This is a genomic window from Sphingomonas montana (assembly GCF_001956315.1).
Taxonomy (GTDB): Bacteria; Pseudomonadota; Alphaproteobacteria; order Sphingomonadales; family Sphingomonadaceae; genus Sphingomonas_R; species Sphingomonas_R montana.
The window spans coordinates 1-21,890 of sequence record NZ_MOLY01000030.1 but is presented as its reverse complement, the minus strand read 5'-3'; the positions used below and the strand labels follow the sequence as shown (position 1 = coordinate 21,890).

The following is a 21,890-nucleotide window of genomic DNA, read 5'->3' as shown; positions in this document are numbered from 1 at the left end:
GTGTCGGCGGACAGCGCCAGATCGGCGGACGCGGCGTCTGACAGGGAGTGAGATCACCTCGTGCACCAACGAATTGGTACGTATCTACCCCCCCGATATGCGAGGCCGATCCTTGGAAGGAAGCGCCGCCGTCAGTTGGCCAACCCGGACCGCCTGGCGTGACGCTCCGCGCGCGCCATCGCGCGCAGCCCGCCCGGATACTGTTCGAGAACCATGCGGAGCGCGCCTGCGCCGACCCCCGTCCGCATGCCGAACGCGAGCACTGCGCAATAGTCGGCACGCTCGCGGATTGTCGCGTGCGAACCGAACACTCGTGCAACAATCGCGGCGATCCGGCTCGTCCGATCGTTTGCGGGTTCGGCGCCAGTCGCCTCTTCGGCAATCGCCAGGTCGTAGGCCAGCCCGAGCGCACGGTATAACGCCGTCTGGGCGCGCGAGCCGGTCGACCGCGCGAGGTCCGCGCCGTCGACCGCCGCTTTCAGCAGGTCGGTCCCGCCGTCTGGGTCGCTGATGACACCGCTCGTCTGGCGGCTGGGGCCGTCCGCCCAGGCGGGGGCCGCAGCCACCGGCCGTTTCGGTGGGGTGGTGGTGCTGGCGACCTCCGCTGCAATGCCGGCGACGAGGGCGGCGTCCGCCACTTCCTTCCAGTTGATGACACCGTAGATATAGTCGATCGTCGCGCCATCCGACGAGAAGGGCATCAGTATACCGCGGTAGAGCGTGTGGTTGCCGTGAACGTTGTCGAATTCTGCCTCGAACCCGATCGGCGCGCGGTTGGCAACGACGTCCGAATAATGATCCGACAACCGGGACAGCAGCGACCCGTCCGGCACGTCGCGCAATCGGGTGATGGCGTTGTCATGACGCCCTTCCTCCGCCAGCGCACGCCCCAGCCAGGGGATCGCCGGATCGTGGTTCCCGGCCGAGAAATCAAGCAGCACGCCGTGCGGACCGAAGTCGCCGATCGTCTCCGGGTTGAGGTCGTCGATCGCGGGGAAAACCCGGCCCTGCAACAGCGACGCCCAATAGTTATAGGCGCGGACGTGCATCCGCCGCTCGTCCTTGCCGATGGCGGGCGGCGGATCCATGGACGGTTCCGCGTCCGACCCGTCCCGGCGGACACCGGCGTCCATGCTGTTGAGCGTATCCATGTCGTCGTCCCGGCCCCAGGCGTTTCACAGACGACATGCCCCAACCGTGGTTGCCGAAGCATTAAGAGCGGTCGCAAAACCGGACCTTGTCTATCCGCTCCACCCTTGGTAAGGCCCCCACACCCGACGCACGGGCCGCCTTAGCTCAGTTGGTAGAGCATCGCATTCGTAATGCGGGGGTCGTAGGTTCGAATCCTATAGGCGGCACCACCGGAACCCATTTGTATTTTTGGAATGTTTTGGAACGCTCTGCGCGAGCCGCGCCGGGTCGATGATTTTGGGATCATCGAGGGATCGCAGATGACGCAACAGATCGCAGCGCAGTTCAGCAGGGTTCGGAGCGACTGACCGGGCAAGTCCCGCCGGTCCGAGGGCACCGGCGGGACACGCACCAACAACGCGGCTGCGCTTGCAACCTTTGCAGCACATCACCTGAACCGTTCACAACCTAAAGATGCCCCGCCAGCCCTGCGCGACGAGGGCGGTCTGGCGGGGACTGCGCAGGCGACCGACTCACCCGCGGTGGAGCAATGGTACGTCCGAATTATTACAAATCATAACGTGAATTAACCCCGCCGGCCGGATGAACCGTCGCCGACGGGAGCGCGGCAAGTCGGTTACCGCACGCATGATTAGTACGCGATGCTCCCTTAATTAGTCGCAAACAACCCGTTCATACCAGAGAAACTATATGAGCATATTCCCGCTGCGCGAGCTGCCGCGCGCGTTGCAGACGTGCAACCGGGTGGCCACCATGGCGCGCCACGACGTCGAGGACTTCACGGTTCAGGAAGGCGTCCGGTCGAAAGACCAGTGCTACATCAACTACGGCAAGGGGCGTTCGGTTAGCGAACTGACCTTTAAGAAGCTGCGCCATCGGGCGCTGACCGACGGCGCGGGTCTCAACAAGCACGATCAAGCCGTCGTTCTCATCACCGCTTCGATCAGTTACGGAGTTCCCGCCGGATCGAGCATCATCGCGATCGGTAAGCGGTTGGGCCTGAACCCACGTCATGTGGCCCTGCCCTGGGGCAGGGCACGGGAAGCAACCGGCGAGGTATAGCTGGCAACGCGACGAACAAGCTCCTTATGGCTTTCTGGCTTTGAGTTCGGTCAGGCGGCTCATCCGGTCTCATCCGTGCGCCGGCCGCACCGGCAAGCGGGCAGGGGCCTGCCGCGAAGCTGAAAAGGGAATTGGCGTAAGGCAGGAGCATCGAAACGACGACCATGCGGCCTTGATGCCGGAATGGTCCACCTGTCTGCTCTTTAATCCGGTCGGGGGGGGGGGGCGACCTGCAGGGTCGTTTCCCGCCCGTCGGCCCATGACGCTGCAAAATGCTGGTTCTGGCAAAATGCTACGTCGTGGATCATGTGAGGTCGCAGGTCTGCCACTTGACGTATCGATCCTTCCGCGATCGAGGGACGGCAAATCGGTTTCCTCCACCGTTCTTGAGTCACGGGCAGGCGCTAGGACGCATGACAGGACCGGCTACGGCGTCGGTGCAGTTGCAGGCGGTTCTCCACCTGCAGCCGGTGCCGATGCCGCAGGCGCGGCCGGGTCCGTACCGTTGGCCGGCTTTCCCCCGGTTTCCGGCAGCACGCCCAATGCCAGAATTCCCAAAAACGCGATCACCATAAAGCCAAGAACCATGAAGTTCATTCGCGTCAAAAGCGATGTGGACTTTCTCGACATTGATACGCTCCCAATATTTTCGATATCTGCCGCCGCCCATCGAGAGGTGTCAACGTCAAGGGTCGCATTGTGACCGTTGGCACATCGCGCGGAACCAGGCGGCGTTCGAAGATAGACTAAAAGTTTTGTTGAATGCGAATTTCTGCTGAACTTTGAAGATATTGTAAGTGCTGTGCGATAGCAGTAGAATAGTTTTCTCTAAAGATGCTATCGCGAGCAAAATTGAAACGCTCACGTTGAGATATCGCGTTTTTACGGATACTGTTTACTGTCGCAATGATCAGCCGATCATCCGCATGTTGAAAAAATATATTGCCTGGCGGAAGTCGCGTCAGCTTTGCATCGAGATTCTTTGGCATGAACATGCTGTTCCACTGCGTCCGACTTCGCTGGCTGACGATGCCCAAGTCGACAAGGATGCGCGTGACCTCGTTCAATGAGCTGGCATTCGCCAGCTTCTGTTCGAGAAACGGATGATTGGCAGGTCGAACACTGACTTGGTCAATGTCGAAGATCGTCCGACTGGCGAAAACGTTGGGATTGTTTTTCAGAAATAATTCAATCTCTTTGTTGGATGGCGGCTGGACGGCATTCCTGACTGTCTGCATCTGCATATCTGCAAGTAAACGGTCTTCGGCGCGACGCTTGGCGAGGATGAACATGATCTGTCGGTCTAGCTCGCCGCGTTTTGCTTCTTGCGCCCATAATTTACGGTTTACTATCTGCCTGAGCAGCTCCGGCATGGACGCTTTGATATCGGCAGTTCCAACGTTTTGATCGGCTGCTTCGGCGCGGAGTTCTGCAATTGTGATCTCTTCGCCATTCGCGATCGCGACGACCTGACCGCTCGGAACCGCCTTGCCACAAGCCGACAGCAGCAGCAGGACGCAGACAGTCCCGACTTTCGTCAGTTCCCGGAAACTCAATGATTTTCTCCTGCAGAGGCGGCGTGTAGGCAGAATGCCGTGGGAGGGTTCCTGAATGCAGACAATCTACGACTGGGTGACGGTAGGCATCTTCTGCGCGTTGATCACGCTCTATCTCCACCGATCCGTCGATGTCGAAGAACCCGGCGACGCGCTCTGGCAATATCTCGTCGCATCTGCCGGATGCGCTATTGCCAACTGGCTTGGAAACGGGGGGCACCATGGCCTTGCGATCACCGCGTTAGCGTTGACGTTGGGTTTCATCATTTACGTCCTCGCGCCGTTTGGATCGTCCCGCAGCGAAGGGCGTTAGGGTCCGCTGCGTGTGCCGCACAGCAGATTGCCGAGCTCGGGCTGCCGGTTTAACAACGCCGTCAGGAAGATTTGGAACAGGGTCCCGGCAAGCCTGCGGTCGTGACCAGGTACAGACAGGCGGACGAGGACGCCGTCCGGCACGCGACCCGAGAGATTCTCACGGACCGCTGCTTCAACCTGCTCGACGTTGCTGGTGGGGAACGCCGCGCCGACCCGTGTCCAGTACAGCAGCCACTCGTCGCGCATTGCGGACTCCGCATACATCATCTGCGCTGAAACAACCGGGGTATCGGGGAAGGATAGCTGGACCGGCTCGGGTTTCGACAATGAAAAGCCCGCGGCTGGATAACAGGTCTCCGGACGATGAAGCCGAACGTCGCCACGCTGCGAACTGACATAGGCGACCAGCAGCGTCACAGGCAGGAACGCGTCTGCCTGATAGATGCGAGTCGACAGGTCGTCATAGGGGCCGCGGCGGCCGCCGGGTTCGTCCGCCTTCACCACACCATCGGTCCGGGTCAAAGTCCATGGTCCGATCTGCTTCGGTATCAATCGTGCCAGTCCCCCGGGGGGGAGCATGCGGGGGGTATCGGCACCGGCGACCAGTCCCGCAAGTATGCCGCCCGCGCCGCACGTCGCCCCCATGATGACATCCCGTCGCGTCGGCCTCGCCACGGTTGCAAGCCTGTCACCCATTGCGCGGGTCGCGGTCGCTGGCGAGGGCATCCAGGGCACTGCTGATGCCAAACATAAGCGCCATCGCGACGCAGAACATGAGCAGGCCGGCGGCTTCATGCGCCACGCCCTGCCCAACTCCGTTGCCGAAATACCAGGTGAGCAGCACCAGCATCGCCACCCGGACCGCATTGGCCGCGATCGCGACCGGGACGATCGCAACAAGCAGGACAACACTTGAACGCAGATCCGCCTCGCGCCGAAGATGGACGTAAAACAGGCCTACAGCGCAGAGCGTCACGAGGGAACCGAGCCCGGCGCAGGCCTGCCGCACCAGAAGTTCATACTGGCCGATCTGGATCGTCGCGCCGGATAGGGCGACGGGATAGCCGAGCGCGTGGAGCATGCCGACGCATTTGGCTGAAATCCAAAGTTTCAACGGAAGGGTCAGTTCGGCGGCGAAGGAGACCGGCGGGACGATCAGGAAGGCGGGATAAAGGAACGGAAACCAGAACCTGCGAACAATCGACAGCCCAAAATAAGCCGTCGCGGCGACAAGGCCGATCAGGTACGTGCTCGCCGTTTCGATTGGCAGGATCGAGTAGATGCGCGAGAATGCGTGAACGAGGACCAGTGGAACCAACGCCATTACCCAGGCCATCCCGACGGGGGGTGCTGACTCCGACGACAGGACGGTTCGCAGCCGCCACAGCAGCCACGCAGTAGTCGCCAGAATGATTGGTCCCTGCGTGCCTTCCTGGCTTGTCCAATGCACCCGAGCGACCGTCAGCATGGTGGGGACCGCAATGGCAAGCATGCCCGAAATCGCCAGCAGCCGGGCGAAGGGAAGGGGCCGGCGGATCATACCCGCAAACTGGATCATCATGACGGTTCGCATTGTCCGAGGAACACGGGCAAGCGCAGCGAAACGTTTCCCATTTCCACCCCATGCGCCCGACGCGACCAAACTGCACGAAAATTGCATCATTTCAGGGCAGTTGGCGATACGCTACACTTGACGCAGTTCCGCGGCGGTCTAGTCATCATAATTTCATAATCAGGGCACTGCCGCTGGCCGTCAGCCCGGTAACGGACGTTCAGCGGATATGCGACCAGATAAGATCATCGCCCGAATGTGGCGCGAGTGTTTTTCGAAGGGCCTCGGCGCTGATTCGCCTGTCGTCAGTTCGCCGACCGCTGTCCCGGCGTCCGAAGACGGTCTGAAGCGGGCGCAAGCCGGTGTTCTGGCTGCCGGTGATGCGCGGCGTGGGGGAGCGCTGCGTTGGAGCCTGGCGCTCGTAATACTGTTAGTCGGACTGTCGGCTCTCGTCGTTGTGTCGCGGCCTGCGGGCATGAGTCCAGTGGGCCAACTGGACAGCGTGCTGGCGATGTTGAATCTTCGCTCGCCGGGTGAGCGGGTTGGCGGCGTGCTTGTCAATATCAAGACTGCGCGCGTTGCCACGCCAACGCAGCCCCGCGCACTTGGCAAAGTGTTCAACCCGCCCAGGCAGCGCGCGCTCGGAAAGATTTTCCCGCCGACGGATGTCGTGCCGACCGGTGACGGTGTTCCGTTCAGTCCGCCGTTTCAACCGGATACGATCGGTGCCGACGACAATCCCACACTGGTCAACGGCGGCAACCTTCCGGTGGGCGCCGGGGGTCCAGGCGGTGGCGGTGGCGGTGGCGGTGGCGGTGGGGCTCCCGGCGGCGGCGGTAGTGGCGGTGGCGGCGGCAGTGGCGGTGGCGATTCGGGTTCTCCGGGAGGCGGCGGCGGGATCACGCCTAACGCGCCGGTCGCAGCTGTTCCGGAGCCTGGAACGTGGTTGCTTATGATCATTGCTTTCGGATCCTGCGGCTACATGCTCCGTCGTAACCGGCGCTCTCCGGTAGCAAAGTCGGCATGCGAGCAGGCTTAGCGATACTCGTGACGATGGCTGTCGTCTCCAGCCTTGCAATACCGGTCGTTATTCACAAGCGGCAGGTGTTGGCTGAGCCATCCGTCGAGGACATCACAAGATCGTTGTCCAGCCCGGCTATAGGCGGCCGTGTATTTCTAACTGCGCCGCAGATGGCGGAAACCCGAGATCCTACCAAGTGGCCGGTCGTGATGCGGTCCCTGCTCCGCATCGATCGACCGCTCGGCTATGGTCAATGGATTTGGAATGATCGCGGCGTCGGTCCGGGACGCACGACCGTCCGTGTCGATCTTGGGACGCAATTGATATCTGTGTTCCGCGGAGGGCATGAGATTGGCACGTCGGTAATCCTCTATGGTGCCGCGACTCACGAGACCCCGGTCGGCCAATTCCCGATTCTCTCCAAGGCAGCAGATTATCATTCCCGGACCTACGATGCGCCAATGCCTTACACCTTGCGCTTGACCGCGGACGGCGTTGCGATCCACGGCAGCAATGTTGCATCCGGCAGAGCAACTCACGGATGTATAGGACTGCCGCTGGAGTTTGCTCGCCGATTGTTTCAACAGGCCAAGCGTGGAGATATGGTCCTGATCCTCAGGTGAGTCGCCATACTTACCGGCCTGCTAACGATCCTCATGCACTAATCAGTTACGTCAAACTGTCATCGCTGTTCCTGGTTATGGGAGCAGGCGATGACTTCTATCACGAAACGGTTTGGGGTCGTAGCAGGTAGTATTTTGGCATGGTCCTGTCTTACAGGCGCCATGGGGTACAGGAGCAACTTCGACAGTCGGATACTTGCTGCGCATAACGGTGAGCGTGCGGTACTTGGGCTTCCCGCACTTCGATGGAGTTCCGATCTTGCAGTCGGAGCCCGGAATTGGTCCAGCACACTCGCACGTACCGGGCAGTTCGCACATTCTCCGAATAGACAGGGTGAGGAGTTGTTGGGTGAGAACATTTGGGGTGGAGATCCAGATTCATTTACGCCGGAATCCATGATAAACTTATGGGTGTCGGAGAAGCGTGAATTTCGAACCGGGACGTTCCCGACCAACAGTCGCACGGGTAATGTCAGAGATGTTGCGCATTATACTCAGATGATCTGGAGATCGACCGGTGAGGTTGGTTGCGCGCTAAGTCGGGGTGCATCGGAAGAAATATTGGTTTGCCGATATCGTAATCCCGGCAACGTTATAGGACAGAAGGTGTATTAAACGATAGTTGTAAATATTGTAGTAATCTAACTGATTTTATTTTTAAGCGGTAACTAGTGCGACTAATTCATTAAAGACGAAAAATCGGTTAAGGCTGTTGTCAGGTGAAGGCTGAAACCTGACAAGCGTGAGCATGTAAAAAGATCGTTACCGGTCTTCGTTTTGATCGGAATGGCAGTCCGTAGACATGCTCGTCTCAACTGATCTCACGAATGTAGCAAGCGCAGTCGCGGTCGCAACGGGAAGGCCGCTGCGTGGCTTACAAGAGCTTAATCCAGCATTCACTCGAGACTGCCATAAGCCGATCTTATTCGAGGGAGCGGTGATGGGACGTATTTGCAGGCTGTTAGGTCACAAGGGGGACTGGCGTCACGCCATGGCTAGCTCGAACCAGTGGCACACGCGCTGCAAGCGATGCGGCAGCAACATTTTGCAGGATGTAGGCGGAAGTGGCTGGCGTGTTGAAAGCGAAGACCACGCGACCTTGCCATTGGAATGACACGATGAACATCACCAGTCACGGCAACGTTGCCCGAGCGCATGGCGCGCACTGACCGTGTAATGAGCCCGTCAGAACGGTGCGATCTTGCCGGGACGCCATCCCGGTGACCCTGACAGACAGGCCGCATCCATAGCCAACGTGGCGTTGGTCTGCGGCTCGGTGGCATGTTTTGGAGGCCTCGTCGATCCGGCGGGCCATGTTGTTCGGGTAAACGGTCACCCCGCTAACGAGGAGGGTGCTTAGCATCTTGCAGTCCCTGGTTGTAGAGATTGCAATCCATCGTAAGTGCAAGCCGTGCGTACGTCGAAAGTCCGTGCTGGTCGGCGTAGCTCGCCACGCGATCATCTAATTTACCGCTTTGAAGGGCCTCCCGACAGATACGAACAATGGTGGCAAACCGGTGACGATTCCGCTGCTCAACTGCACGGAGCTCAGCACTACGAGGAGGGCGCAGGCCTTCGTCGAGCAACGGGCCAACCGCAATCTGCGTCGCGAGCGTCACAGCTAAGAACAATGCACTCTCCCAGTGACTGGTGTATCACCGGCCCCGATATTTGAACATCGTAGCCGTTCCCCGGCAGGAGACTTATTACCATATACGAACCTCTTGTGACCACCTAGCGTACTAGGACGATACACTCACGACATTATACGAATATCTGTGAGGAACGGGTGCTCGTTCAGGAAGCTAAATCCAGCCAGCACACAATCCGTGGCTTTGCATGTGCAGCCTGTCCGGTTCAACGCAATGGTCTTAGGAGTGGGACGGTAAAATCTGACTGTGACACGCTGCGGCCGTGATCTACCCCAAAACGACCAAGCGCCCCGTTGCTGGAGACCGTGCCCAAGACCCACCTGGCCGGCGAGCAACGCCGGGTGCGATCTTCGCGGCGTGCGTCGCCGAGCTGCTGGCGCTGGCGTTCCTGATGACGATCGCGGTCGGCATCGATGGGCCGGGGACGCGGGCGACGTAACGACGCGCGGGGGTGCGTGTGCAAACTGTTACTGACTCGGTAACCACATCCCTGAACCATGTTTTCAGGCCGCCGTCGTACCAAGGCCCTGATTGGAGAGGGCTTTGGAACAGCGGCAGATCAATTCAGCGGACGCGTACAAAACGGAAGAAGACCGGCTGCGAACGCGGCATTTGCGTGCATTTGCAGCAGCGGGCGGGCGCCCGTGGCAGGAGCGTCCAAGCGAACAGTATATCTTGACGACCCAGCCCCGGCTGCCAGTAGGCCTGTGCCTACTAAACTTGGTGAGACGGCTCGACTGATGGCATACTGTTCGGCGGGTGATGCTCGTAATGGTTTCGCCGACCGTAAGCGGGAAAACGACATTGAGCCGGCGCAACGTTCCAATTCGGTACCGAGACCTGCTTGCCATCCGAGCGTCTGCACGCAATCATGAAGGCCGCTCCGCTGAATGTCCCGGAAGGATTCAGCGGAGCAACTTTAACCCGGCGTTGACAAGTATTCGTTAGCGCTCGGTCCGCGCCCTGTCATCAAGTTCACCCCGGAAGGTACCCGTTGGCGGGGCGTCACCCACCGAGCAGGCTAGGTCGTGGTCAAAAAGCTGGCCGCGCCGCCGAGCATATCGTGCGTTTCATCCGTCTGCTAAGTAGACGGTTCGAGCTACTGCTGTAGTCTGGGCAATGAGCGACCAGTTGGTATGCCTGCTCAATTTCGCGTTAGCAGGCATGGCGCAGACCTGTACCGGCAATCCGAGTTCGACTTTGGAGCTATTATGTCTTCGCAGCCGCCGCGATATTTCTGCTGAGAAGGATGGCGCGTATCTAAGGATATTGAGGGTCGTCTATGGACTGAGCTTCTCGGCGGCAAGCGCTTGGATGCATTCTAAGTTTTTGGGGGTAATGGCGCTCTGGCTAGCTGGCGCAGATGCCTCTAGTCGTTGCATCTGACGCCGCCTGGACGTCTACAGGCCATAATTCCAAGGCATATGCCCAACGCTGGAACCGATATGGAAAATGTCGCCTTTCGAAGGCGCCGAACGTCAAAAGCTTTTGCGGGGAGGGGCGTAGTTCCAGAGTTTACGCCCCTCAATTTGTTTTAAACGACGGAGTTCACGCGGACCCGTCGAAGGCCCTCCGTCCGTGGCGGACGTGCATGGAGTGCGATGCGGCCATCGTCGTGTCGGCGGTTCGAATGTCCTTGAGAAACAGCCATTCGCCGGTGACCTTTTCCGGTGTCATGGTCAGCGCGACATAGCCGCGCCGTGCTGTATCGGCGAACAGCAGTCCGGGATTGGTCGCTCGCAGCGCCTTGGCGACGTCTGCCGGCGGGATGTGCGGTATGGCCGCTTCGAAACCGGGCGATGTGACGCTGTGGCCTGCGAATTCGACGCCGGCGGGGCGGCCGTCTTCCATCAGGTTGTTGCCCCATGCGTTGTGACTGTCGCCCGACAGCACGACGAGGTTGCTGCCCGTCGATTGCGCGCGACGTAGCAGGCGGCTGCGTGCTGCTGGATAGCCGTCCCAAGCGTCGAGGTTCAACGGAAGCCCTGCGCGTGAAGCGGCGGCCAGGCCCAGCGTGCGGCGCCGAATGGCTTCCGGTGCCGTAGCGGGGATCCAGCCTTCGGCCTCGACGGGGAAACGGACCGTGCCCATGACAAGCTGCTGGGCGAGTACCTGCCAGCGCGTCCCGCTGGATACCGAACGGGCAAGTTCGGTGTCCAGCCAGCGTTCCTGCTTCATGCCCATCAACGTCCGCTCCGGAGCGCTCCATGGGCCGTCGCGAAACTCTACCAGGGCACGTGCGAGATCACCCCGCCCGGCGATCGCCTCGGCCAGCTCGAGCTGCTTGGTTCGACCGGTCACGCGCGTTTCGGGCCGGAACAGGGTGGCAAGCGTACCGATCTGGAAACTGTCGTACAGGCGATCCGAAACCGGCATCCATTCGCGGTAAACCCGTTCCGCGATGGCCTTGCGCGTGGCCCAAGCGCCTTCCGTCGCAGGCTGGTGGTTCTGCGCGCCGCCTTCCCAACTGTCGTTGGCGAATTCGTGATCGTCCCACTGGGCGATCATCGGAAAACGCTGGTGCAGCGCGAGCAGATCCGGATCCGCGCGGTATGACGCATGGCGCAGGCGATAGTCGGCAAGCGTCACCATTTCGTGTGCCGGTTCCGGTTCACGGCCGGGCATGCGCTTGCCCGGCGCGGGGTAGGTGTCGTTTCCATATTCGTAGATGTAGTCGCCGACATGCACGACCAGATCGAGATCGTCCCGCGCCGCAGCGTGCGCATAGGCATTGAACCGCCCGAAGGGCATGTTCGAACAGGAAAACAGGCCGATGCCGAAGCGTGCGACGTCGCCGATCGGAAGGGTGCGCGTGCGGCCAGCGGGACTCTTGGTGCCGTCCGGTGCGATGAAGCGGTAGTGATACCAGGTGTCAGGCGAAAGACCGTCGATGACGATCTTGGCGGTGTGGTCGGCCATGCCGCGCGCCGTGACGCTACCGCCGCCGACGATGCGGGTGAACGCTGCATCGGTGGCGACTTCGCATTGCAGGCGGCTGTCGTTGGCGGCCACATGGCGCGTCCATAGAAGGACGGACCGCGGTCCGGGCTCGCCGCTGGCGACTCCGTGGGTGAAGCCGCGCGCGGCGAGTATGGCCGCTGTTCCGGGTACCGCGAGTGCGGCCAGGCCCAGCAGCGAAGCCTTGACGAGCAACCGGCGATCGATCGAAAGTGTCATGGTCTGGTCCTTCGATCCGACATTAAAAACGCGCGGTCAGTTGTGCACCGAACAGGCGCGGTTCGGCGGGGATATAGGTGGGATAGCCGAACGACCCGCCGGTGTTGCCCGCATCCAGCAGATAATCCTTGTTCGTCAGGTTGCGCGCGAAGGCCGCGATCTCGAACGCCTCGTCGGCGAAGGACAGGCCGGCACGGACGTTGACCAGGGTCACCTTGGACTGGCTGATCGCCAAATTGTTCGGCACTTCGAAGAAGATGCGGCTGCGGTGAGTGATGCTGGGCGTCGCGAACAGGCGCATGCCGTTGCCGAGTGGCGTATCGACGGTGAAGCCGCCGGATGCCTGGATTTCCGGTTGCAGGCGGAAGCGCGCGTTGCGGAAGTTGGGCGCGATGCTCTGCTTGTTGTCGATACCGCCGTCGATATAGCCGATGTTGCCGAACAGGCTCAACCAGCGGGCCGGCTTGACGAGTAGCTCGGCCTCGACACCGAAATTCTTGGCGGAGCCGGCACTTGCGGTGCGTGACAGCCCCGTCGTGGGATCGACGATCGATACCTGGAAGCTGTCATAGGTCTGGTAGAAGACCCCGATCGAACCGGACGCCATGCCGGCCGCGCCCTTCAGGCCGACTTCGTAGTTCCAGACAGTTTCGGCTGCGATCGGATTGATCGACGGAACGGGGCCGGTGGCCGATGCAGCCGAACTCAGCGCGACCGTCGGCGAACGGCGGCCCTTCGAGATCGTCGCGAACCCGTTCACCTTGTCCGAGAAGCGGTAGAGGATGTTGAACCGCGGCAGGAACGCCTGGAAGCTGTTTTCCGTACGGAAGATCGCGCCGCCGGTATCGACCGCGCCCGTCAGGCTGCGGCGCTGGCCGGAGGCGAGCAGCAGCGTGGACAGCGGCTGGATCGCGGAATAGCCGCTGCGGCGTTTCTCGATCAGCGCACGGATGCCACCGGTGACCTCCACCGACGGTGTCGGGATCCAGGTCGCGTCCGCGAATACCGAATAGCTGTCGTTGCGGCCGAAGTTCGTAGTTTCTGAGGCGTAGGGCAGAGCGGTGGCCCGACCGCCGGTCAGGATGGACGTCGCCGCCAGAGCCCGCACGCTGTTGTCCGGCGCGATGCAGGTCGATGCGGTGGTCGGAAGGTTCAGCCTGGCCCGCACCGTGGCCTGCGCCTGCGCAAACAGCGCGTTGACGGTGCAGCTGACGAACGTGCCTTCCTCCGTCGCGAACGGAACGCGTTGCAAGTTCTTTTCGTGGAAGACGTTGCCGCCGAACGAGGCGCGCAGCGTGTCGCTGGTGTAGGTGAAGCGCGCTTCGAGATTGCCCTGCCAGCCGCGCGAGTCCTCTGCGAATTCAAGCCACGAGGCGCGCGATCCATCGGCGTCGAACACTTCGAGCGAATCGAACTTGCGGTAGCCGGCGATGGCCGTCGCCTGCCAGTCATCGGCCATTTCCCAGTTCAGTGTGACGTTGCCGTCATAGACGTCGCGGCGCAGGCCGAGCTTGTCCAGGCCGAGCTTTGCACGCGAGACGGGCGATCCGTCGAGCCAAGCGTCGCCGAACACGTTGCCGCTCGGTCCCGCAGGCGGGAGTGCACGGTTGATGAAGGCGGTGCCGGGATTACGCTGCCGGTCATAGGTGCCGATCAGGTCGATCGTCAGGGTCTCCGTCGGCATGAAGCGCAGCGACGCGCGGGCGCCGAACTGATCCTGTCCGTTCAGATCGTCCTGCACCGTCGACAGGTTGTTGACGTATCCGTCGCGCTTCTTGAACGCGAAGGCGATCCGGCCGGCAACCTTGTCGGAGCCGGCGTTCAGGAACCCGGACAGCAACCGCTGATCGAAATTGCCGAGTCCTGCGGTCAGCTGCCCCGAGACGCCCGGTTTCGGGCGGGCGGAGATGATGCTGATCGCGCCGACCGCCGATGCCGTGCCGAAAAGCGTCGCCTGCGGTCCCTTGACCACCTCGATCCGTTCGACGTCGTAAATGTCCTGATACGACCCGCGGGAGCGCGAGATATCGACGCCGTTATAATAGAGCGTCACGCGGGCTGCCTGCTGCGCGGATCCGCTGTCGGATGTGATACCGCGAATAACGATACCGGGATTGTTGGCGCTCTGTTCCTGAATGTTCAGGCCCGGAACATAGTTTGAAAGCTCGTCCAGGTCCGACACGCCCAGTTCACGCAGACGCTCGCCACTGATCGCGGTAATGGTGATCGGCACATCAACGGCGCGTTGCTCAATTTTCTGGGCGGTCACCAGAATTTCTTCATTTTCGACCGGTAAATCCGCTGCATTAACGTTCGAAGCGGTGGCAAGCGCAAGAAGGCTGGCGCAGGCGCGCAAGCAAAAGGCAGATGACATTCAAATTCCCCCGAACCGGCCGTTCGCCGTCAGGTAGGCGCGTAGGTGTGGTTAACTTCAGTTCGACGACGAGCATGTGGCAGTTCGGATGCGGTTCTATGACGGACATATTACATTGAGTTGGGACCCGCCGTGACGGCGGCGGGACTGACCAAAAGCGGCCGGCTCGACGCTAACTGCTCTATAAAATATCGGATAAGCGGGCGGGGGAGCGACGCTCGACCATGCCGGTGCAACAGTTTCGATGGTGACCCCAACGGGAATCGAACCCGTGTTTTCGCCGTGAAAGGGCGACGTCCTAGACCGCTAGACGATGGGGCCGTTCAGCGAGGTCCGCCGATTAGGGGCAACTGTCCGGCCGGTCAAGCCGCTATCGGATCAATCGGCCCATGCGGCGTCTTCCAGATGCATTTCGGCGCTCGCGCGGCCGTTCCAGTCATCGGCCTTGACGCGTCCCGCCACCCAGAGTCGACGTTCGGGGCGGGCCCCGAGCAGGGCCTGGCCGAGCGGCGTATCGGCATGGCGGAACGCGACCGCTTTCACCGATTTTCCATCGGCCCCGGCGACGATCACCCGGACATGCCCATTGCCCACCGTGTCGGCCCGAACGATCCGGACCGGGCCGGCCGCAATCCGCGGGGCCGGCCACCCCATGCCGTAAGGACCGGCCGCATCCAGTGATGTGGCGAGGTCCGGCGTGATGCCGCCGGGGGCCAGCACGGCGTCGAACAGCATCGTCCGATCCTGCCGCGACCGATCGACACGTTCCCCAAGCCGGTCGTGCAGGAAAGCGCCCAGCGCTGGTATGCGTTCGGCGTCGATCGACAGGCCGGCCGCCATTGCATGCCCGCCACCCGCGATCAGCAGGCCCGCATCCTTTGCGGCCAAAACCGCTGCGCCCAGATCCACACCGGCGATCGACCGGCCCGACCCTTTGCCAATACCGGCATCATCGATGGCGATGACGATCACCGGACGCCCAAGTCGCTCCTTCAACCGTCCGGCCACGATCCCGATGACGCCGGGGTGCCAGGTTCGCCCGGCGACGATCGCGACGGACTGGTCGGACAGACCCTGAAGCGCGGCCTCCGCTGCTTCGTTGACCGCTGTCTCGATCAGTCGACGATCGCCGTTCAGCCGGTCAAGTTCGAGCGCCAGATCGGCCGCCTCGCCAGGATCGTCGGTCGTCAGCAAACGGACGCCAAGGTCAGACCGTCCGACGCGGCCGCCGGCATTGATGCGCGGGCCCAGCGCGAAGCCGAGATCGGTACAGGTCGGCGCACGCGACAGGCGCGAGACATCGACCAGCGCGGAGAGGCCGATGTTGCGCCGCGCGGCCATGATCTTCAGCCCTTGCGTTACGAAGGCGCGGTTGATGCCCTTCAGCGAGGCGACATCGGCGACCGTGCCGAGCGCAACGAGATCGAGCAGGTCGAGCAATCGGGGTTCCGGGCGGGAGTTGAAGTAGTTTCGTGCCCGCAATGTGCGCAGCAGTGCGGTGCCGAGCAAGAAGGCGACGCCGACCGCGGCCATATGACCGAATGCGGCCCCTTCGTCCTCATCCAGCCGGTTCGGGTTCACGACCGAATGGGCGACGGGTAGTTCGGACGCGCATTTGTGATGATCGACGACGATCACGTCGATCCCGGCGGAATGCGCGGCGGCAAGCGGTTCATACGCCTGCGCACCGCAATCGACCGTGACTATCAGCGTTGCGCCCGCCGTTCCCATCCGGAGCAGCGCGGTCGACGTGGGGCCGTAGCCTTCGGTCATGCGGTCCGGGATATAGGCGGTGGGGGCAAGGCCGAGCGTACGTAACAGCCGGACCATCAGCGCGGCGGAGGTTGCGCCGTCGACGTCGTAGTCGCCAAAAACCGCCACGGTCTCGGATTTGCAGACCGCGTCGGCCAATCGTTCCGCCGCATGATCCATGTCGCGGAAGATCGATGGGTCGGGCATGAAACCACGGATGGTCGGCAGTCGGTGGCTTTCGACCGCATCGCGGGGGCAGCCGCGGGCCAGCAGCAACTGCGTGACGAGATCATCGGGCCGGAACCCGGCGTCGGGCTCCGTACCGAACCCGCTGTCGGTGCTGCGCCAGCGCCACGCCTGGCCGAGAATGGATTGATCGACGCCTAAAACCGAAACGGACATCCACCCGCCTTAGCGAATGGATGTCCGTTAGGAAATGTTAACGCGCCGGATCAGGTCGTCTTGTGATGTTCGCCCTTCACCCAGCGGACCGTGCCGGAGCTGGCCCGCATCACGACGCTTTCCGTGGTCATGACGCCGCCCTTCTTGCGCTTGACGCCAGCCAGCAACGAGCCGTCGGTGACGCCGGTGGCGGCGAAGATCGCGTCGCCGCGCACCAGATCCGGCAAGTGATAGATCCGGTCGAGATCGGTCACCCCCCATTTGGCAGCGCGGGCGCGTTCGTCATCGTTGCGGAACAGCAGCCGGCCCTGGAACTGACCACCGACGCAGGCGAGCGCCGCCGCTGCCAGCACACCTTCCGGAGCGCCGCCGGAGCCGAGGTAGATATCGATGGTGGTATCCGGATCGGTAACGGCGATGACGCCGGCCACGTCGCCGTCGGGGATCAGCATGATGCCGCAACCGAGCGCGCGGAGTTCCGCGATCAGTTTTTCATGACGGGGCCGATCGAGGACGCAGGCGATGATCTCGCTTGGCTCGACACCCTTGGCGGCGGCGAGCGCGGTGATGTTCTGGGTCGGTGTCTTGTCGAGCGAGACGAGGTCGGCCGCATAGCCCGGCCCGATCGCCAGCTTGTCCATGTAGACGTCCGGTGCGTTCAGCAGGCCGCCTTCCTCGGCAATGGCGAGAACCGCAAGGGCGTTGGGACCGTTCTTCGCCGTGATGGTGGTGCCTTCGAGCGGATCCAGCGCAATGTCGATCTTAGGACCGCGGCCGGTGCCGACCTTTTCGCCGATGAACAGCATCGGTGCCTCGTCGCGTTCCCCTTCGCCGATCACGACGGTGCCGTCAAATTCCAGTTCGTTGAAGGCGGCGCGCATCGCTTCAACTGCGGCGGCATCGGCGGCTTTTTCATCGCCACGCCCGACGAGTGTCGATGCGGCGATCGCCGCCGCTTCGGTGACGCGAACCATTTCGAGGACGAGAACCCGATCGAGGGCCTTGCTTGCTTTCACCATGTGTCTGCCATCCTCGCATCTGTTTCTTGGACGTGGCGATAAAGGCGGGGGTCCGAGTTGTCGAGGCTGTTACCCCCGGCCTGACCGACGATGACAGCGGTGTCCGCCGAGGCGCGACTTTGTCGGCCCCCGACACCCCGACCGTTCCGAGTGATGGAAATCATCGGAATTCGTGACGGCCACCAAAGGTGAAAACCCGGAAAAGCGGTCAGACGTCGAGAATATGCATCAGCATCGGTCGGCCGGTAATGCTTTGCGATCCGTCCAGACGGTCGAGGGCGTCCGTCACCGCACGTTCCGGACAGACATGAGTGACCATGACAAGCAGGACGCGGCCGTCGGTGTCGGCGCCGCGCTGCACCATGCTTTCGATGGAAACACCCGCGTCGCGCATTGCGGCCGTGATTTCGGCAAGCACGCCCGGGCGATCCGCCACCGTGAAGCGCAGATAGGCCCGTCCGCGGCGGTCGCCGGGGGCGGCCGGAGCGGAGACCGTCAATGCGGCGACCGGCATCGCGAAGGCCGGGCCGGTTTCGCCGCGGGCCACGTCGATCAGGTCGGCGACGACCGCGGAGGCGGTGGGGCCTTCGCCGGCACCGCGCCCTTCGAACAGCAGGCGACCGACGAAATTGCCCTCCGCCACCACCGCGTTGAGCGAGCCGGCGACATGGGCCAGCGGGTGGCCAAGCGGGACGAGGCAGGGGTGGACGCGCTGGAACAGGCCATGCGCGTTTGATTCGCCAAGCCCGATCAGGCGGACGCGGTAGCCCAGGGCAGCGGCCTCCGCGATGTCGGCGGCGATGATGGTGCGGATGCCGGAGACAGTAACGGCGGAGAAGTCGATTGCGGTGCCGAAGCAAAGGCTGGCGAGGATCGACAATTTGTGGGCCGCGTCAATGCCGTCGATATCGAAGCTGGGATCGGTTTCGGCATAGCCGAGCGCCTGCGCGTCGGCCAGGACGTCGGCGAAATCGCGGCCCTCGGACTCCATGGTGGTGAGGATGTAGTTGCAGGTGCCGTTCAGGATTCCGTAGACGCGGGCGATCTCGTTGGCAGCCGCCCCTTCCCGCAGGCCCTTGATGACCGGGATGCCGCCGGCCACCGCGGCTTCATATTTCAGCGCGGCGCCGGTCCGTTCGGCGGTTTCGGCAAGTTCGAGGCCGTGATGCGCGATCATCGCCTTGTTGGCGGTGACGAAGGCGCGGCCGCTGGCTAGCGTGGTGCGGGCGAGGGTGAGGGCGGGGCCGTCCGAACCGCCGATCAGTTCGACCACCGCGTCGATATCGTCGCGGGCGGACAGCGTGGCGGCGTCGTCGACCCAGTCGAAGCGGGACAGGTCGACGCCGCGATCGCGGGTGCGGTCGCGCGCGGAGACGGCGACGATGCGGATTTCGCGGCCGGCGCGGCGTTCGATGAGCGCGCGGTTCGCATCGAGCAGCTTCACCACGCCACCGCCGACGGTGCCGAGCCCGGCGAGCGCGATCCTGAGCGGCGTGGTCATATGGTCATCCCCTGATATCTCGTGCCGCTTCCTAAAGCGGTGGACGGCGGGTGCAAGCCGGAACGGCGAGGCGGGGGGCTCGTTTCGTTGCGGTGACCCAAAGAGGAGCGACGCGATGACCGATCCGAAGACGACCCCGGATACCGAGCCGAAACCGGAAGACAAGGACGCCATGCTGGAAGGCGGGCAGGCCGATTATGGTTCGGCAGGACAGCAGGCGGTCGAGGGCGTGAACGGGGTGAAGGGGGAAGAGAAAGAAGACGGCAAGTAAAGAGGAATAAAAAACCCCAGATCCCATATCGGGTCCGGGATGTTGAAATAACGAGAGGGGCGGTGCCGCGTTGTGCGACACCGCCCCTTTTCGTCAGGCCTGGCCTTCCATCGCGTGCTTGATGTCACGCATTTGGTCGTGACCCTGGCGGACCGAGGCGTAGGCGTCCTTGATGACGGACTGAACCTGCGGGGATACGTCGCCGTCCTGCATCGCTGCCTCGAACTTGGCCTTGATGTGGTCTTCGCCGCGCTCGACCTCGTCGACGATCGCCTTGTCGTCCGATCCGGTGACGGTAGACTTCAGATTGACGAACAGGCGGTGTGCGGATGCGAGGATCGTGCCGTCATCCTCCGGATTGCCGCCGAGCCGGACGACTTCGCCCTGCAGGCTGGCGGCGACCTGACGGCGTTCCGCGGCGCGGCTGGTGAAGATCGCGCCGAACCGGCCGCCTTCGATGTCCTTTGCGGATTCGCTATAGCCTTCCGCACTGTCGATGACGGTGGCGATCAGGCCGTTGAGGGTGCGGATGTCGTGGCTGGTGTCGACCATGTGTCTGTTCCTGTTCTGTAGGGAGTGGATGTGGCTAAATCAGTCGCGCAGCGCGGGCGGGACGACGCCGCCATTCTGGGCGAGCTTGGTCATGACCTGGCGATGAAGCCAGATGTTCATCGCCGCGCTGTCTTCCGTGCTGCCGGTGTAGCCGAGTTCGCGCGCCAGTTCGGTCCGGTTCTGGCGGCTGCTGTCGAGGCCGAGCAGCATCATGAGATCGACGATCGAGGTGCGCCAGTTGCTGGGCTTGCCGAGCGCGGCGGCCTTTGCGGTCAGTACGGCTTCGACGTCGACGGGATGCGGGGCGGCGGCGGGTGCCACCGGAATGACCGGTGCGGCGGGCGCGGGCGAGACGCCGGGCGCGCGGGGTGCCGCGGATGCCGGCGCGGCGGCGGGGGCCGGGGCCTTGGTCGCGCCGATGCCGGTGCCGAGCAGGCCCTTGTCGCCGAAGATGGCGTGCTGGATCTTGTCGAAGATGCTCATGGAAATCCCTTGCCCGATTGAGATGGGTGCGTAACGACCCGCACCGGTGAAGGATGCACAGGCCGGCGCGCTTTAATGACGGGTGGGCGCGGGTATCGGTTCCGGGGATGAGGAATGTTGCGTGACCGCTTCGTTCTGCGTGCCGCGACGGGGGGTGTGGGCGGTGGTGGCGGGGTCGGGTCCGATCCGGGGAAGGTTGTGGGTTTCGGCGTCGCGGGGGTCATCGGGATGGTGGAGCGGCGCGGCCTGACCGGATGCGTCATCCCGGCGGTGGCCGGGATCTTCCATTGGTGACAGGTTGCCCCCGAGCGAAGGGCGATCCCGGCTTTCGCCGGAATGACGGTTCGGGTTCGGGGCCGGGGTTGGGGTGTCTTGCGCTGGAGGCTCTTCGGCTTGATCGGCCAGGGACGGGCCGGGGTCTCCGGCGCCGGCGAACCACGCGTCGCGTTGAGCGCTGTGGGCGACGCGGGCGGGATCGCGCAGTTCGAATGCCTCGGCGATGTCCTGTTCCTCATCGGTGAGCGCGCGTTCATAATCCTCGTCGCCATAGTCGCACTGTTCCTCGCCGGTGAAACCGGGCGGCGGCGGGAAGGTGGTGCGCCAGATACCGCCTTCCTCGCGCCAGACGTGCGGGGCCGGGGCGGGGACGACCGGCGCCCGGGGCGGGGCGTCGGGATCTGGCGGGTTCAGCCGGGCCATGGCGCGCGACAGCAGCTGCAGCCGGCCGGGGAAGGTCTCCATCAGTTCGGATACGGTTTCGGAGCCGAGCCCGAAGGTGCGGTCGGACACCGCCTCGGCCGCGGCGGTCGGGCAGGTCGGCGCTACGGGGACGGCCAGCACGAGCAGCCCCGCCGCCTCCGCCCGCGCCCAGTCCTCCGCGGTCCAGTGCGCGCGGTAGTCGGGGTGGAGCGGCACGGCGCGCGGGGCCGAAGTTGTCGAAGTTGCGGTGTAGGCGTGGGTGTTCATGGTGCGGGCGTCCCCGACCGGAGCGAAATTCCGGCTTTCGCCGGGATGACGGTTCGTGGCGGGGTGGTCTGGGTCAGGGACAAGCGCATGGTTCGCGCCGTCCTGACCACCCGCGTCATCCGCACCTTCGATACCGCCGGCGTCGTCCCGGCGGGGACCGGAATATCCGTCCGGTGACGTGTCGGCGCCAGCCGGATCGGGATCCCGGCTGTCGTCTGGATGACGGTCGGGGGCAGGGGCGAGGGCGGCACCGGGGGGAAGTGACGCGCCGTCACCCGAGGCCTGACCAGCGGCGAAGCCGGAGCCTGGGCCGGGGGGCGCTGCCGGTGCGGCGGGACCGCGTGCCATCGCCAGGTCGTGCGCCGGGCCGGCAGCGCTGCGTAGCCAGAGGTCGGCATGGGCGAGGGGGGTCGCGGGGCCGGCCTGCGGCGGGGCGGCGGTCAGGAAGAGCGCGGCGCGG

The 21,890-nt window shown here is 63.1% G+C and carries 20 protein-coding genes, 2 tRNA genes and 1 pseudogene; 9 read left to right on the top strand and 14 right to left on the bottom strand.

Annotated features, from left to right (window positions below):
- Positions 1-131 precede the first annotated feature (131 nt).
- A complete protein-coding gene (locus tag BKY59_RS08640; RefSeq protein WP_076070667.1) occupies positions 132-1,151 on the bottom strand; it encodes a PAS domain-containing protein in 1,020 nt (339 codons plus the stop codon).
- A 134-nt stretch (positions 1,152-1,285) separates the two neighbouring features.
- Between BKY59_RS08640 and BKY59_RS08635 the strand changes: the two genes are divergently transcribed.
- Together BKY59_RS08635 and BKY59_RS08630 are read left to right on the top strand one after the other, a co-directional pair.
- A tRNA-Thr gene (locus BKY59_RS08635) sits at positions 1,286-1,361 on the top strand.
- A 481-nt stretch (positions 1,362-1,842) separates the two neighbouring features.
- A complete protein-coding gene (locus BKY59_RS08630) occupies positions 1,843-2,214 on the top strand; it encodes a hypothetical protein (protein WP_076070666.1) in 372 nt (123 codons plus the stop codon).
- A gap of 426 nt (positions 2,215-2,640) precedes the next feature.
- On the opposite strand, the gene BKY59_RS17380 is transcribed toward BKY59_RS08630, so the two are convergent.
- Both BKY59_RS17380 and BKY59_RS17375 read right to left on the bottom strand, forming a co-directional pair.
- A complete protein-coding gene (locus BKY59_RS17380) occupies positions 2,641-2,844 on the bottom strand; it encodes a hypothetical protein (RefSeq protein WP_129586309.1) in 204 nt (67 codons plus the stop codon).
- Positions 2,845-2,960: 116 nt separating this feature from the next.
- The gene (locus BKY59_RS17375; protein WP_129586308.1) at positions 2,961-3,770 is read right to left on the bottom strand and encodes a hypothetical protein; all 810 of its coding nucleotides are present in this window, start codon (positions 3,768-3,770) and stop codon (positions 2,961-2,963) included.
- A gap of 55 nt (positions 3,771-3,825) precedes the next feature.
- Between BKY59_RS17375 and BKY59_RS08625 the strand changes: the two genes are divergently transcribed.
- A complete protein-coding gene (locus BKY59_RS08625; protein WP_076070664.1) occupies positions 3,826-4,083 on the top strand; it encodes an XrtV sorting system accessory protein in 258 nt (85 codons plus the stop codon).
- Here the strand turns inward: BKY59_RS08625 and BKY59_RS08620 are convergent.
- A complete protein-coding gene (locus BKY59_RS08620) occupies positions 4,080-4,730 on the bottom strand; it encodes an exosortase C-terminal domain/associated protein EpsI (protein WP_276205499.1) in 651 nt (216 codons plus the stop codon). The two genes, BKY59_RS08625 and BKY59_RS08620, sit on opposite strands and share 4 nt — an antisense overlap.
- A 43-nt stretch (positions 4,731-4,773) precedes the next feature.
- The gene (gene xrtV, locus BKY59_RS08615; protein WP_165374817.1) at positions 4,774-5,646 is read right to left on the bottom strand and encodes an exosortase V; all 873 of its coding nucleotides are present in this window, start codon (positions 5,644-5,646) and stop codon (positions 4,774-4,776) included.
- A 220-nt stretch (positions 5,647-5,866) separates the two neighbouring features.
- On the opposite strand from xrtV, the gene BKY59_RS17370 reads away from it, so the two are divergent.
- The 5 genes from BKY59_RS17370 to BKY59_RS17365 all read left to right on the top strand — a co-directional run bounded on the left by BKY59_RS17370 (position 5,867) and on the right by BKY59_RS17365 (position 10,319).
- A complete protein-coding gene (locus tag BKY59_RS17370; RefSeq protein WP_129586307.1) occupies positions 5,867-6,676 on the top strand; it encodes a PEP-CTERM sorting domain-containing protein in 810 nt (269 codons plus the stop codon).
- 14 nt (positions 6,677-6,690) lie between these two features.
- On the top strand, positions 6,691-7,281 hold the full coding sequence (locus BKY59_RS08605; protein WP_240500034.1) for a L,D-transpeptidase family protein: 591 nt from the start codon (positions 6,691-6,693) through the stop codon (positions 7,279-7,281).
- Between the two features lie 90 nt (positions 7,282-7,371).
- Complete coding sequence (locus BKY59_RS08600) at positions 7,372-7,896, top strand: CAP domain-containing protein (protein ID WP_076070656.1); 525 nt, start codon at positions 7,372-7,374, stop codon at positions 7,894-7,896.
- Positions 7,897-9,195: 1,299 nt separating this feature from the next.
- Complete coding sequence (locus tag BKY59_RS17665; protein WP_165374816.1) at positions 9,196-9,372, top strand: hypothetical protein; 177 nt, start codon at positions 9,196-9,198, stop codon at positions 9,370-9,372.
- A 680-nt stretch (positions 9,373-10,052) separates the two neighbouring features.
- Positions 10,053-10,319, top strand: a complete 267-nt coding sequence (locus tag BKY59_RS17365) for a hypothetical protein (protein WP_129586306.1) — start codon at positions 10,053-10,055, stop codon at positions 10,317-10,319.
- A gap of 162 nt (positions 10,320-10,481) precedes the next feature.
- Here BKY59_RS17365 and BKY59_RS08595 read toward each other — a convergent pair whose 3' ends face one another.
- From BKY59_RS08595 to BKY59_RS08570, 6 genes are all read right to left on the bottom strand, one after another.
- Entirely contained in the window at positions 10,482-12,110 is a 1,629-nt protein-coding gene (locus BKY59_RS08595; RefSeq protein ID WP_076070654.1) for an alkaline phosphatase D family protein, read from the bottom strand.
- Between the two features lie 22 nt (positions 12,111-12,132).
- Positions 12,133-14,484 (bottom strand): TonB-dependent receptor, encoded by a 2,352-nt coding sequence (locus tag BKY59_RS08590; RefSeq protein WP_129586305.1) that lies wholly within the window; start codon positions 14,482-14,484, stop codon positions 12,133-12,135.
- A 245-nt stretch (positions 14,485-14,729) separates the two neighbouring features.
- A tRNA-Glu gene (locus BKY59_RS08585) sits at positions 14,730-14,805 on the bottom strand.
- A 57-nt stretch (positions 14,806-14,862) separates the two neighbouring features.
- On the bottom strand, positions 14,863-16,638 hold the full coding sequence (gene recJ / locus BKY59_RS08580; protein ID WP_076070650.1) for a single-stranded-DNA-specific exonuclease RecJ: 1,776 nt from the start codon (positions 16,636-16,638) through the stop codon (positions 14,863-14,865).
- Between the two features lie 50 nt (positions 16,639-16,688).
- The gene (glpX, locus tag BKY59_RS08575) at positions 16,689-17,657 is read right to left on the bottom strand and encodes a class II fructose-bisphosphatase (RefSeq protein ID WP_076070648.1); all 969 of its coding nucleotides are present in this window, start codon (positions 17,655-17,657) and stop codon (positions 16,689-16,691) included.
- Between the two features lie 208 nt (positions 17,658-17,865).
- On the bottom strand, positions 17,866-19,158 hold the full coding sequence (locus tag BKY59_RS08570; RefSeq protein WP_076070647.1) for a homoserine dehydrogenase: 1,293 nt from the start codon (positions 19,156-19,158) through the stop codon (positions 17,866-17,868).
- A 115-nt stretch (positions 19,159-19,273) separates the two neighbouring features.
- On the opposite strand from BKY59_RS08570, the gene BKY59_RS17660 reads away from it, so the two are divergent.
- Positions 19,274-19,429, top strand: coding sequence for a hypothetical protein (locus tag BKY59_RS17660; protein ID WP_165374815.1), 156 nt, complete (start codon positions 19,274-19,276; stop codon positions 19,427-19,429).
- Between the two features lie 93 nt (positions 19,430-19,522).
- On the opposite strand, the gene BKY59_RS08565 is transcribed toward BKY59_RS17660, so the two are convergent.
- From BKY59_RS08565 to BKY59_RS08555, 3 genes and pseudogenes are all read right to left on the bottom strand, one after another.
- On the bottom strand, positions 19,523-19,981 hold the full coding sequence (locus tag BKY59_RS08565; protein WP_076070645.1) for a PA2169 family four-helix-bundle protein: 459 nt from the start codon (positions 19,979-19,981) through the stop codon (positions 19,523-19,525).
- Between the two features lie 39 nt (positions 19,982-20,020).
- A complete protein-coding gene (locus BKY59_RS08560; protein ID WP_076070643.1) occupies positions 20,021-20,464 on the bottom strand; it encodes a DUF3597 domain-containing protein in 444 nt (147 codons plus the stop codon).
- 72 nt (positions 20,465-20,536) lie between these two features.
- Positions 20,537-21,890: pseudogene (locus BKY59_RS08555) on the bottom strand (hypothetical protein); the annotation flags it as partial.